This is a genomic window from Streptomyces sp. SudanB5_2050, from assembly GCF_964272335.1.
Lineage (GTDB): Bacteria > Actinomycetota > Actinomycetes > Streptomycetales > Streptomycetaceae > Streptomyces > Streptomyces rochei.
On the sequence record NZ_OZ186760.1, the window covers coordinates 7,436,809 to 7,449,288 of the forward strand.

General features: G+C 73.3%; 10 protein-coding genes. 5 read left to right on the forward strand and 5 right to left on the reverse strand.

Features of this window, described 5'->3' with window-relative positions:
- Positions 1-37: 37 nt before the first annotated feature.
- Positions 38-1,078 carry a LacI family DNA-binding transcriptional regulator gene (locus ACFZP7_RS32565; protein ID WP_030974160.1) on the reverse strand — a complete coding sequence of 347 codons (1,041 nt, stop codon included), beginning with the start codon at positions 1,076-1,078 and terminating at the stop codon, positions 38-40.
- A gap of 199 nt (positions 1,079-1,277) precedes the next feature.
- Here ACFZP7_RS32565 and ACFZP7_RS32570 point away from each other — a divergent pair, with 199 nt between their 5' ends.
- The 5 genes from ACFZP7_RS32570 to ACFZP7_RS32590 all read left to right on the forward strand — a co-directional run bounded on the left by ACFZP7_RS32570 (position 1,278) and on the right by ACFZP7_RS32590 (position 7,879).
- A complete protein-coding gene (locus tag ACFZP7_RS32570) occupies positions 1,278-3,107 on the forward strand; it encodes a glycoside hydrolase family 35 protein (RefSeq protein WP_385637659.1) in 1,830 nt (609 codons plus the stop codon).
- A gap of 203 nt (positions 3,108-3,310) precedes the next feature.
- A complete protein-coding gene (locus tag ACFZP7_RS32575; protein WP_385637661.1) occupies positions 3,311-4,141 on the forward strand; it encodes a PP2C family protein-serine/threonine phosphatase in 831 nt (276 codons plus the stop codon).
- 39 nt (positions 4,142-4,180) lie between these two features.
- Positions 4,181-5,188 carry an MASE1 domain-containing protein gene (locus ACFZP7_RS32580; protein WP_051850831.1) on the forward strand — a complete coding sequence of 336 codons (1,008 nt, stop codon included), beginning with the start codon at positions 4,181-4,183 and terminating at the stop codon, positions 5,186-5,188.
- Positions 5,189-5,462: 274 nt separating this feature from the next.
- Positions 5,463-7,022: an APC family permease gene (locus ACFZP7_RS32585; protein ID WP_019328145.1), complete on the forward strand. Its 1,560-nt coding sequence runs from the start codon at positions 5,463-5,465 to the stop codon at positions 7,020-7,022.
- Between the two features lie 35 nt (positions 7,023-7,057).
- Positions 7,058-7,879 (forward strand): siderophore-interacting protein, encoded by an 822-nt coding sequence (locus tag ACFZP7_RS32590; protein WP_385637664.1) that lies wholly within the window; start codon positions 7,058-7,060, stop codon positions 7,877-7,879.
- 203 nt (positions 7,880-8,082) lie between these two features.
- On the opposite strand, the gene ACFZP7_RS32595 is transcribed toward ACFZP7_RS32590, so the two are convergent.
- From ACFZP7_RS32595 to ACFZP7_RS32610, 4 genes are all read right to left on the reverse strand, one after another.
- A complete protein-coding gene (locus ACFZP7_RS32595) occupies positions 8,083-9,657 on the reverse strand; it encodes an FAD-dependent oxidoreductase (RefSeq protein WP_385637667.1) in 1,575 nt (524 codons plus the stop codon).
- Positions 9,658-9,680: 23 nt separating this feature from the next.
- Positions 9,681-10,595 (reverse strand): diiron oxygenase, encoded by a 915-nt coding sequence (locus ACFZP7_RS32600; protein WP_019328148.1) that lies wholly within the window; start codon positions 10,593-10,595, stop codon positions 9,681-9,683.
- 146 nt (positions 10,596-10,741) lie between these two features.
- On the reverse strand, positions 10,742-11,815 hold the full coding sequence (locus ACFZP7_RS32605; protein ID WP_385637669.1) for a P1 family peptidase: 1,074 nt from the start codon (positions 11,813-11,815) through the stop codon (positions 10,742-10,744).
- A 256-nt stretch (positions 11,816-12,071) separates the two neighbouring features.
- Entirely contained in the window at positions 12,072-12,449 is a 378-nt protein-coding gene (locus ACFZP7_RS32610; protein WP_385637672.1) for a TraR/DksA family transcriptional regulator, read from the reverse strand.
- Between the last annotated feature and the right edge of the window lie 31 nt (positions 12,450-12,480).

Sequence of the window (12,480 nt, forward strand, 5' to 3'; positions counted from 1 at the left end):
GCACCGTCCCGGTTCAGCCGGTACGCACCGTCCCGGTTCAGCCCGTACGGCCGGCGGCCGGGGCGGTGCTCGCGCGTACGACCAGCCTGGGCTCGACCGAGGCGGGTTCCGGTCCGGCCGCCGGGTCCTCTATGTGGCGCAGCAGATGACGGAAGGCCAGCGCGCCCATCTCCGTGAAGGACTGGGAGACCGTCGTCAGCGACGGTGAGCAGTACGCGGCCAGATCGATGTCGTCGACCCCGACCACCGACACGTCCCGGGGCACCTCGCGGCCGGACTCGTGCAGCGCCCGGACGATGCCGAAGGCCATCTCGTCGCTGGCGGCGAAGACCGCGGTCACCTCCGGGATCCGGGCCAGCACGAGACCGTTGCGGTACCCCGACGCCGGTGTCCAGTCACCGGTGAGGACGGGCGGGACGGCGCGGCCCTCGGCCTCCAGCGTCTCCTGCCAGCCCGTGAGCCGGCTCTGCGCGTCCAGCCACGCGTCGGGCCCGGCCACGTGCCAGACCGTCTCGTGCCCGAGGTCGAGCAGATGACGCGTGGCCAGCCGGGCGGCCTCCACCTGGTCGACGGCGACCACCTCCGAGGCGGCGGTGCGGGAGCCGTCCACCGTCACGGTGGGCAGCGACCGGGTCAGCTGCTCGATGCGCGGGCTGACGCGGATCAGCGGAATGGCGAGGACGATGCCCTCGACGCCCTGGTCGGCGAGGCGGGTGAGCGCCGCCTCGACGACGGAGGTGTCGAGCGACTCGGTGGAGGCGGTGACCACGGACCAGCCGGCGGCGCGGGCCGCCTGCTCGATGCCGTAGGTCAGGGTCACGCGTGAGTAGAACGTCGTCTGCAGGGTCACCACGCCGATGGTCCGGCTGCGTCCGGAGGACAGCGTCCCCGCGGCGCTGTTCTTGCGGTAGCCGAGCTGTTCGACGGCGGCGAGCACCTTGGCGCGGGTCTCCGCGCGGACGTTGGGGTGGCCGGACAGGGCGCGCGAGACGGTCTGCGCGGAGACCCCCGCGACCCGGGCCACGTCCGTCATGCCGGGCGCCCGTCCGGTCGCCCCCGCACCCTTCGCCGTCTCCATGGGGTCCTCTCTCGCGTAGGCGCTCCGGATGATACCGGCCGGGTCGGGACCGGGGCTCGCACCGCATTGGCATCGATAACATTGTGTGCCATAGTTCCGGCCACGGGCGGAGGTGCCACCCGCCCCGCCCGTACCCGCCCACGCATCCACGAGGAGAGGCCGTGCCCGACACGCGTACGCGGACGGCGGGAGTCGCCGAGTGAACGGCCCGGCGCCGACCGCCCTGCTGACCCATCCGGACGGCGAGCTGCTGCGCGACGGCCGACCGCACCGGGTCCTGGCGGGGTCGATGCACTACTTCCGGGTGCACCCCCGGCAGTGGGCCGACCGCCTGGCCCGTCTCGCGGCGATGGGCCTGAACACGGTGGACACCTACATCGCCTGGAACTTCCACGAGCGGCGGCCGGGCGAGTACCGCTTCGACGGCTGGCGGGACGTCGAGCGCTTCGCGGCCCTCGCCGCGGACACCGGACTGGACGTCGTCCTGCGCCCCGGGCCCTACATCTGCGCCGAGTGGGACAACGGCGGTCTGCCGGCCTGGCTCACCGACCGGCCCGGCATGCGGCTGCGCTCCTCCCACCCGCCCTACCTCGACGAGGTCGCCCGCTGGTTCGACGTCCTCGTCCCCCGGATCGCGGAGCTCCAGGCCGTCCGAGGCGGACCCGTCGTCGCCGTCCAGGTCGAGAACGAGTACGGCAGCTACGGCGACGACCACGCCTACGTCCGGTGGGTGCACGACGCCCTGACCGCGCGCGGCATCACCGAGCTGTGCTACACCGCCGACGGCCCCACCGAGCTGATGCTCGACGGCGGCACCCTCCCCGGGGTGCTGGCGGCGGCCACCTTCGGCTCGCGCGCCACCGAGGCCGCCCGTCTGCTGCGCTCGCGCCGGGACGGGGAACCGTTCGTGTGCGCGGAGTTCTGGAACGGCTGGTTCGACCACTGGGGCGAGAAGCACCACACCCGCTCACCCGAGAGCGCGATGGCCACCCTGTCCGAGATCCTCGCCGAGGGCGGCTCCGTCAGCCTCTACCCGGCGCACGGCGGCACCAACTTCGGCCTCTGGGCCGGCGCCAACCACGCGGACGGAGCCATCCAGCCCACGGTCACCAGCTACGACTCCGACGCGCCGATCGCCGAGCACGGCGCCCTGACGGAGAAGTTCCACCGGATGCGCGACCTGCTCCACTCCGTCAACGGCCGGCCGCCGCGGCCGCTGCCCGAGCCGCCCTCGCTCCTGCCCGCCCGCACCCTGCCGGTCACCGCCCGTGCGGGCCTGCTGCCCGGGCTGGAGGCGGCGAGCGAGCCCGTGCACGCGTCCGACCCGCTCGGATTCGGCGAACTGGGACTGTCCGCCGGGCTCGTCCTCTACCGCGCGCACCCCGTGCTGCCGCACGGCCGCGTCGTCCTGGGCGTCCGCGGTCTCCACGACCGGGCACAGGTCTTCGTCGACGGAGCGCCGGCCGGGATCATCGACCGTGAGACGGGCACGCTCGACCTCCACGGGACGGGGCGGCCCGTCCGCCTCGAACTGCTGGTCGAGAACCAGGGCCGCATCAACTACGGCCCACTGCTCGGACAGGGCAAGGGCATCCTCGGCGCGGTGCAGATCGACCGCCGACGGGTGCACGGGTGGACCATGCGCCCACTGCCCCTGGACGAGTGGACCCCCGAGCGGCTGGAGCGGGCCGCCGCCGCCTCGCCACCGGCCGCCGCGAACACACCGGCGTCTCCCGGTACGGCGGGCGGGGCGGGATTCGCCACGGCCGCCTTCACCGCCGACGGAGCGAGCGACACCTTCCTCGCCCTGCCCGGTTTCCACAAGGGCTTCGTGTGGATCAACGGCTTCCTGCTCGGCCGCTACTGGAACGCGGGACCGCAGACCACCCTCTATCTGCCCGCGCCCCTGACCACCGCCGGCGACAACACCCTCACCGTCCTCGAACTGGAGCGGGCGGGCGATCACCTGGAACTGCGGGAAGGTCCGGAGCTGGGTCCGCCGCAGGAGTACGTCGAGACCTTCGACTGAACCCGGCGGGGCGGTCCGGGCCGGCACGGGTGTGCGCCCGCCTCCCTGGGAACGCTCGGTGTGCCCGCCCCGCGGGCAGGTGCGAGACTTGCGGTGTTCGGGGCACAGGGTGGTGCCCTCCGGCCAAGGACGGGCGGATCGGATCATGCGGGCAGAGCAGTGCGGCGCAGCCGGCCGGTCCGTGCGAGACCCCGGAGCGGTCGATGTTCCGCAAGCGCCCGGCACCTGACAGCGAGGAGCTGCTGCACCGACTCGCGACGCTGACCACGCGCGCGCGGGAGCTGGCCGAGCTGCGGCGCTCCCAGGTGGAACTCGCCATCGCCCTGCAACGCGACATGCTCCCCGCCGACCTGCCCGTGATCCCCGGCTTCCACCTCGCCGCCCGGTACGCGCCCGCCTACGCCGGGCTCAACGTGGGCGGTGACTGGTACGACGCCTTCATGCTCCCCGACGGCCGGGTCGGCCTCTCGGTCGGCGACGTCCAGGGACACGCCATCGACGCGGCGGCGTTCATGGGACAGGTGCGGGCCGGGCTGCGCGCGCTGGCCTCGGTGACGGGCGACCCCGGAGACCTCCTCGCCCGCACGAACGACCTCGTCCTGTCCCTGGGCAAGGACCTCTTCGCCACCTGCACCTTCATGCGGTTCGACCCGGCCACCGGAGTCATGGAGAGCGCACGGGCCGGACACATCCCCTGCGTCTGGGCCACCGCCGACGGCAAGGCGGGGGTCTCCGACGACGAAGGGGGACCGCCGCTGGGCGTCATAAGCGGAGTCGAGTACCCCGTCACCCGCTACCGGCTCGCGCTGGGCGGCGTGTTCGTCCTGCTCACCGACGGCGTCGTCGAGGGACCCGCGCTGAGCGTCGACGACGGCCTGCGCCGGGTCGTGCGGCTGGCGGGCATCGCGGCCGTCGCCGGCATGGACGCCCCGGCGCTCGCGGCGGCCGTGCTGAAGAACGCCGAACTGGTGGGGCACGACGACGACGCGGCCGTGCTCGTCGTGGGCCACGACACGCGCGCCGTTCCCTCGTAGGGCCAGTCCGCCTCGCCGACACGGTGCGGGCGGTGTCTGATGGCTGCTGTGGTGGGTATTCGCGCGTGGCCCCGGCCGGTCGTCCTCGCTCTCGGGACGCTGCTCGTCGCCGCCTGCTACTACGCGGCGGGACGGCTCGGGCTCATGCAGCAGCTGGTCGCGGAAGGGGCCGTGGTCACCCCCATCTGGCCGCCCACCGGTCTGGCGGTCACTTGTCTGCTCCTGTTCGGCCCCGCGTGCGTGCCGGGCATCGCCGTCGGCGCCCTGCTCGTCGTCGCCTCCATCACCCCTCCGGGGCCGGCCGCGATCGGGGTGGTGGCCGGCAACACGGCCGCCCCGGTCTGCGCGTACCTGATGCTGCGCGCCGTGGGCTTCCGCACGGACCTGGCCCGCATCCGCGACGGCGTGGCCCTCGTCTTCCTCGGGGCGCTCGCCGCCATGCTGGTCAGCTCCGGAGCGGGCGTCGGCATGCTCGCCCTCGGCGGCAAGCTGCCCGCGGGCGACGTCTGGTTCGTCTGGCTGGCCTGGTGGGTGGGCGACGCCATGGGCGTCGTCATCGTCACCCCGCTGCTGCTCCTGCTCTACCGCGCGCGCCGGGCGCCTCCGCGCGACCGGTGGGCCGAGGCGGCCGTCTTCGTCCTGGTCGCGGGCGTGGTGGTGCCGCTGGCCGTGTACAGCCGGGTCAGCATGCTGTTCCTGGTGTATCCGCTGCTGATCTGGGCCGCGCTCCGCTTCCAGTTGGCGGGCAGCATGCCGTGCGCCCTGTTCGCCTCCGTCATGGCGACCGTCGCGGCGGGCGACCACACGGGCTCCTTCGGGCGGCTGACCGACGTCGAGGTGATGGTGAAGCTTCAGGCGTTCAACGGCACCATGGCGCTCACCGCCCTGCTGCTCTCCTCCGTCATCAGCGAGCAGCTCCACACCCGTCGCTCGGTGGAGCGCGCCTGTCAGGAACTGGTCGAGGCGCTGCAGCATCTGAGCGCCGGAACGCCCCCGGGTCCGCCCCGGCCCACGGAGGGCGGCGCGACCGGTCGGCCGGGTGAGTAGGCGACCCCGCGGGCCGCCTGCCGGGCGCCCTCACCCGGGTGTGACGCAGATCGCATGGAAAAGTCAGAACGCCGGGAATCGGCCAGTGCTGCGATAACCGGATATCGGACAGCCTCGGCCCGGCTGTCGAGATCAGTGGCCATGGAGGGGGAAGCGTCTTCGAAGTAAAGGTTGAATGGTCATCAACACCCGGTAAACCATGGTGAAACGTGCTGGTGGGGGAGTGGCGCAGGGAACCGGAACCACGGAAACCGCAGGATTTAACGTCTCGTTCATGACTCAGCTGGACGTAAGGCCCGGGGCCGACGACACGGGCGACGGAGCCACCGCCGAAGGCATGCGGACCAAGGGCCTCAGCGGCAATTCCGTGGGACTGCTGGGCAGCGCGGTCATCGGGGTCTCCACGGTGGCCCCGGTCTACTGCCTCACCTCGACCCTCGGGTCCACCGCCGGCGAGGTCGGCGTGCAGATGCCGGCCGTGTTCCTCGCGGGATTCCTGCCGATGCTGCTCGTCGCCTTCGCCTACCGCGAGCTGAACAAGGCCATGCCGGACTGCGGCACCTCCTTCACCTGGACGGTCAAGGCGTTCGGCCCCCGGGTGGGCTGGATGTGCGGCTGGGGCCTGGTCATCGCCACGATCATCGTGCTCTCGAACCTGGCCGGTGTCGCCACCTCCTACTTCTGGCTGCTCGCCGGGGAGATCACGGGCAGCGACTCGGTCGCGGCGCTGGACGGGAACAAGGCCGTGCACATCGTGACCTGTCTGGCGCTGATCGCGCTCGCCACCGTGGTCAGCTACCGCGGGATGACGGCGACCAAGGGCCTGCAGTACACGCTGGTCGGCCTGCAGCTGCTGGTGCTGGCGGTGTTCGTCGCCATGGCCTTCAGCAAGGCGGGCGACGCCGAGTTCGCCACCTCGGCCGAGTTCTCCTGGTCCTGGCTGAACCCCTTCGCCGTGCAGTCGTTCGCCGCCTTCACGGCCGGCCTCTCGCTGTCGATCTTCATGTACTGGGGCTGGGACGCCTGTCTCACCGCCAACGAGGAGACCAGCGGCAGCAGCCGCACGCCGGGACGCGCGGCGCTCGTCGCCATGGTGGTGCTCGTCGGCTCCTACCTGGCCACGGGAGTCGCCGCCCAGATGGTCGTGGGCTCCGGCGACCAGGGGCTGGGGCTGGCCAACCCCGAGACCTCGGACAACGTCTTCGCCGCGCTCGCCGGGCCGGTCATGGGTCCCGCGCTGGGCGTCCTGCTCTTCGTCGCGGTGCTGTCGTCGGCCGCCGCCAGTCTGCAGACCACCTTCATCCCGGTGGCCCGCACGGTGCTCGCCATGTCGACGTACGAGGCGCTGCCCGCCTCCTACGCGAAGGTGCACCCCCGCTTCCGCACGCCGGGCCGGGCCACGGTGACCGCCGGTGTCGCCACCGGGGTCTTCTACACGGTGATGACGCTGGTCAGCGAGCACGTACTGGTCGACACGATCTACGCGCTCGGCCTGATGATCTGCTTCTACTACGCCCTGACGGCCTTCGCCTGTGCCTGGTACTTCCGCGGCGACCTGCTGCGGTCCGGCCGTGACCTCCTCTTCAAGGGGGTCTTCCCCGTCCTCGGCGGGCTGCTGCTCGCCGCCGTCTTCGCCAAGACCCTCGCCGACATGTGGGACCCCGCCTACGGAAGCGGTTCCTCGGTCCTCGGCGTCGGCTCGGTGTTCGTCATCGGCGTGGGACTGCTCCTGCTCGGCGTGGTCATCATGGCCGTGATGGGCCGGCGCAGCCCCGCCTTCTTCCGCGGCGAGGTGCTCACCAGGTCCACGCCCGCGCTGGTCGTCGAGGACTAGCCCGAGGGCGAGTTAGCTTAGGCTAACCTTCTCGCATGGCGAAGGTCCGGCGGCTGGTGCCGCAGAATCCCAGGATGTTCCGTGCCCGCGTCGTGCGCACCGCACGCGTCTCCCCGTCGATGCACCGGGTGACGGTCACCGGTGACGAACTGGGCGAGTTCCCGTGGCTGGGCTACGACCACTGGTTCCGCCTGTTCCTGCAGCTGCCCCACCAGAGCGGGCTGCGCCTGCCGGAGTTCACGGGCACCCGCTGGTGGCAGCCTTATCTGGAGATCCCCGAGCGGGAGCGGCCGCACTGCGCCAACTACTCGGTCGCCGACTTCCGCCGGGAGAGCGCCGAGATGGACATCGACTTCGTGGTGCACCGCGACGCCGCCGGAGCCGTCGAGGGCAGGGCGGCCGTCTGGGCCTGCGCCGCCCGCCCGGGCGACGCCCTCGCCGTCCTCGACCAGGGCGTCCTGTTCGACCGCCCGCACGACGCCTCCGAGGTCCTCGTGGTGGCCGACGAGACGGGACTGCCGGCCACCGCGGGCATCCTGCGCTCGCTGCCCCGCGACACCGTGGGCCGGGTCGTCCAGGAGGTGCCCACCGCGGGCGACAGGCGCCCCCTGGACGCCCCGGCCGGAGTGACCGTCTCCTGGGTGGTACGCCGGGACCCCAGGGCGGTGCCCGGTGCGGCGGCGCTCGACGAGGTGCTGCGGATCGCCTCCGTCGCCCCGACGGCGTACGCCTTCGTCGTCGGTGAGTCGACCCTGGCCACCGAGGGGCGCAAGCACCTGCACCGCCTGGGACTGCCCAAGGACCGCATCACGTTCTCGGGATTCTGGCGGCACGAGACGTCGGCCCAGGCGGCCTGAGGCGGACCGCGCGCCGTCCGGCGGTACCGGCAGGCGGTACCGCCAGGCAACCACCCGCCGATACCGCCGTCGGATGGCCCGAGGGCACCGGAGGGCCGCGTCCGCGTCCGGGGCGCCGGGCGGCGCCACCGGCCCGTCCGCACCGGCGTGCGGGCCGGACGGAGGACTCCCGTCGCCGCGTGCCTCCCCGTGGCTCGGCCGCGTCAGCGGCGGCGGCGCGCCAGCCGGCGGAACGCCCTCGCCCCTCCGGTGGGCGCCGGCAGCCGTCCGGCGACCGCGTCGGCGAGCAGGGTGCCCACCGTCTCGGCCGCGCAGCGGCGGTTCGTGCCGATGCCGCCCGACGGCCCCCGTTTGATCCAGCCCACGACGTACGTGCCGGGCCGGCCGGTCACCCGTCCGCCCTCGTGCGGGACGGTGCCCGACTCCTCGTCGAACGGCAGCCCCGCCTGGGGCACTCCCCGGTACCCGATCGCCCGCAGCGCCAGGCCCGCCGGGATCTCTTGTTCCCCGGCTTCCCCGGCTCCCCGGGCATCCCCGGCGCCCGAGGTGACCCGTACGGCCCGGAGATGCCCGTCCCCGTGCAGCGCCAGCGGCTCGGAGTGGAAGCGGAAGACGATGCGACGCCGACCACCCGCCGTCCGTGGGGGCGCGGACCAGTCGACGGCCTCGCGCGGCACGTCCTGGAACAGACCGGCCTTGTGGGCCGCACCGGCCGCACCGGCCGCACCGGCCGCGTCGATCGCCGTGCCGATCCGCGCGTCGTGGTCGTCCACGACCAGATCGACCCCCGGGAGGTTCTTCAGCGCGAGCAGTTCGGTGCCGGTGCACGCGGCGTGCTCCGGGCCCCGGCGTCCCAGCAGCACCACCTCGCGTACCTTGCTGCGGCGCAGTTCCTCCAGCGCGTGGCCCGCGATGGCGGTGCCGGCCAGTGAGTCGGGGTCGGAGACCAGGATGCGGGCGACGTCGAGCGCGACGTTGCCGTTGCCGACCACGACGACGCGGTCCGAGGAGAGGTCGACGGCGTCGGGGGCGACTTCCGGGTGCGCGTTGTACCAGGCGACGAACGTGGTCGCGGCGATGCTGCCGGGCAGGTCCTCGCCCGGTATGCCCAGGCGCCGGTCGGAGGCCGCGCCCACGGCGTAGATCACCGCGTCGTGGTGCGCGGCGAGTTCGTCGGCCGTGATGTGGGTGCCCACGTCGAGCCCGAGGTGCAGGCGCACCCGCGGGTGCGTGTGGAACCGGGCGAAGGTCTCGCCGATCCGCTTCGTGGCCGGATGGTCGGGCGCCACGCCGTACCGGATCAGCCCGCCCGGCGCGGGGAGCCGGTCGACGAGGGTGACCTCGGAACGGGTGTGCAGCAGCAGGTCCTCCGCGGCGTACATCCCCGCCGGTCCGGTGCCGACGATCGCCACCCTGAGCGGTGCGAAGTCGGCCGGCAGGACACGGTCGAAGGACGGCGCGCCCCAGGCGTGGAAGTTGGGGCCGTGGTCGCCCTCGGCCCCGGCCCCGGAGGCCGGCTGTCCGGTCCCCTCGAAGTAGGCGGCGTTGATCCCGGCGTACGGCTGCTGCGCCGGCGTCAGTTCCGCGACCGGGTGGACGGCGTCCACCGGGCAGGCGTCGGCGCAGGCGCCGCAGTCGATGCACGCCCCGGGGTCGATGTACAGCGCCTCGGTGGTGCCGAAGTCCCGTTCGCCCGGCGCGGGATGGATGCAGTTGACCGGGCAGACGGCCACACAGGCGGCGTCGGTGCAGCAGTTCTGGGTGATCGCGAAGGTCATGTCGTCCGCTCGCCGTGAGATCGTCAGATGAGGTGGGCGCGCTTGTAGAAGAACAGCGCCGGCCGGGTGAGCAGACCCACGGAGTCGAGGAAGGTCATCAGCCCCGCGCAGCTGGAGCGCATCATCGACGCGTGGTGCTCGTTGGCCTTCGCCTCGCGGACCGCGCGCTCCTCGTCGAGTCCGGCGTTGGCGTAGACCTTCCGGTTCACCATGCTGGTCACGATGACGTAGGCGGCCACCGCGATGAGCAGGGCGTGGATCCGGCGGCGCAGCCGTCCGGCGCGCGCGAGGTGCTTGCGTGTCTCGTCGCGGGCGAACTTCATGTGCCGCGACTCCTCCACGACGTGGATGTTGTTGATGGTGCGGACGAACGGCACCACCCGCTCGTCGCGCATCCAGTCCCGCTGCATCACGTCGAGGACCTCTTCGGCGACCAGGATCGCCGCGTACGCCGCCTCGCCGAACGCGACGGTCTTGAAGAGCCTGCCGAGTTCCACGGCCACGCGGTGCGGGCGGTAGGCCGGCGCTCCGAGCTTCTTCGCGCCGCGGGCGAACATGATCGAGTGGCGGCACTCGTCGGCTATCTCGGTCAGGGCCCACTGGAAGGTGTCGTCCGTGGGGTCCTTCGCGTAGATGTCCCGCAGCACCATCTGCTGGAGGATCATCTCGAACCAGATGCCGGTGCTGGCCACCGAGGCGGCTTCCTGACGTGTCAGGGCCTTGCGCTGGGCCTCGGTCAGCTCCGCCCAGTAGGGGGTCCCGTAGAGGGTGCTCCACTCCGGGCTCGCGCCGTGGAAGTCCTCGTCGAGCGGAGTCTCCCAGTCGACCTCGGTGAGCGGGTCGTACGAGAGCTGCGCGGACGAGTCGAGCAGCCGGCGCGCGACGCCCTCCTCCGGGGTGTGGCTCTTGGTCCGTGGCCGCGTGATGTTGATGGCCATGCAGGGGCTCCTCGAGTCGGGTCGGGACGGTCCTCGCCCTCCACTGCTATTACCGTCGGTAACACAGTCTCCTTGTTGACGGACCTTATAGCAAGGGTCGCCGTATGACTACCCGGTGGTAACCGGCGGTTGTGCGCGGCGTCCGGTCAACGGGGCGGTGTCCGCGGGGGAGCGCCGAGGGCGGTGAGCAGGGCGTCGGCCGGGAGCGCCGGAACGGTGCGTCCGCCGAAGCCGGTGGTCGTGGTGGCCGCGAGCAGGGAGTTGAGCACCGCCTCCTCCACGCCGTCGAGCACCGCCTCGAAGAGCGGGCCGAGTTCCGCGTCCGCCACCGGGACGGCCGAGGGGGCCGCCGTACTGAACGCGACGGCGTAGTCCCCGCTGCCGTGACTGTAGGCCGCGCCGGTGCGGGCCAGCGCGAACACCGCGCGCCGGGCTGCGCGGGTCAGCCGCCGGGCGTCCAGCGGGGCGTCCGTGGCCACCACGACCACGCAGGAGCCGGTGCCGGGGTCCGGTGCCTGGCCCTCGACACCCAGGGACCGCGGGGTGATCACACGGCCGAGCACCCGCAGCGTGCCCCCGAAGTTCGCCTGGACCAGGACGCCGGCGGTGAAGCGGTGGCCCCCGAGGTCCACGACGCGGGACGCGGTGCCGATGCCGGCCTTGAAGCCCAGCGCGACGGTGCCCGTGCCCGCGCCCACACACCCCTCCGCGACCGGACCGTCCGAAGCCGTGTCGAGGGCCGCCCGCACGTGTTCCTCGCGCACCGGCCGGGAGCGGATGTCGGACAGCAGGCCGTCGTTGCACTCGCCCACCACGGGATTCAGGCTCAGCACCTCCTCGCACCCGGGCCGTTGGAGCATCCAGCCGACCAGGGCGTCGGCGACGCGGAAGGCCGACAGGGTGGAGGTGAGCAGTATCGGGGTCTCCAGGGCGCCGAGTTCGGCGAGTTGGGTGGTGCCGACGAGCTTGCCGTAACCGTTGCCGGTGAACACCCCGGCCGCCAGGGGAGTGTGGGGTCCGACCCGGTCGGGCACCACGGCGGTGACGCCGCTGTGCACGTCGGGCTCACGGCGCACGGTGGCGTGTCCGACGCGGACGCCGGGCACGTCGGTGATCGCGTCGAGCGGGCCGGGAGCGGAGGTCCCGATCACGATGCCGAGGTCCCGGGACCGGTGCCGGGCGGGGACCGACGGACGCTGGGGGAGAGGCGGTTGTTCCATACGGGGACGCTACGCGGCGCGCCTGCGCACGGTCGGCCGGGGCGGCGCCACGGATCGGGGGCGACCGGGCGGACCGCGCTGCGGGACTCGGGGGCGGCCGGCCCGGTGCCGCGCGCCGTACGCCCCGTGGCCGGCGTGCCGGGAGGGGGCGTGCCACAGGTGCCCGGCGCGCCCCGGGACCGGTCCCCGCCGCGCGATCCGCGATCCGCGTGCCGCCGGGTGCCGGAGGCCGGGGAAGCGGTGCCGCCCGGCGGACTCAGCGGGTGCGCGTCCCGCTCCGCGCCTCGCACCGCAGGCACCGTTCGACGTGGGGGAAGGCGTGCAGGCGCTCGGCACCGATGGCCTCCCCGCACCGCACGCAGCGCCCGAAGGCGCCGGTGTCCAGGCGGGCCAGGGCGGCTTCGGTCCCGGCCAGGAGTTCGTGCGCGCGCCGCGTCCCCTCGCGGTGCCGCTCCAGCGCCTCGGCCTCCGCGCCGGCGTCCGCCGCGTCCAGCAGGCAGTCGGCGCGCAGCTCCTCCTCCCGCGCCTCCGCGGCGGCGATCTCGCGCCGGAGCGCGGCCGCCCGCTCGGTGAGCCGGCGGTGCGTCTCCTCGTCGGTCGCGGGGGTGCGGTCGGTCCGCCGGTCGTCGCTCATGGTCGTCCCGCCTTCTCGCTGAAGGGCCGCG

Bases quoted from the DNA above. Each gene is read 5' to 3' on its own strand.
- ACFZP7_RS32595 (WP_385637667.1), bottom strand. From the start codon at position 9,657: ATGACCTTCGCGATCACCCAGAACTGCTGCACCGACGCCGCCTGTGTG.
- ACFZP7_RS32585 (WP_019328145.1), top strand. From the start codon at position 5,463: ATGACTCAGCTGGACGTAAGGCCCGGGGCCGACGACACGGGCGACGGA.
- ACFZP7_RS32610 (WP_385637672.1), bottom strand. From the start codon at position 12,449: ATGAGCGACGACCGGCGGACCGACCGCACCCCCGCGACCGACGAGGAG.
- ACFZP7_RS32575 (WP_385637661.1), top strand. From the start codon at position 3,311: ATGTTCCGCAAGCGCCCGGCACCTGACAGCGAGGAGCTGCTGCACCGA.
- ACFZP7_RS32605 (WP_385637669.1), bottom strand. From the start codon at position 11,815: ATGGAACAACCGCCTCTCCCCCAGCGTCCGTCGGTCCCCGCCCGGCAC.
- ACFZP7_RS32580 (WP_051850831.1), top strand. From the start codon at position 4,181: ATGGCTGCTGTGGTGGGTATTCGCGCGTGGCCCCGGCCGGTCGTCCTC.
- ACFZP7_RS32600 (WP_019328148.1), bottom strand. From the start codon at position 10,595: ATGGCCATCAACATCACGCGGCCACGGACCAAGAGCCACACCCCGGAG.
- ACFZP7_RS32565 (WP_030974160.1), bottom strand. From the start codon at position 1,078: ATGGAGACGGCGAAGGGTGCGGGGGCGACCGGACGGGCGCCCGGCATG.
- ACFZP7_RS32590 (WP_385637664.1), top strand. From the start codon at position 7,058: ATGGCGAAGGTCCGGCGGCTGGTGCCGCAGAATCCCAGGATGTTCCGT.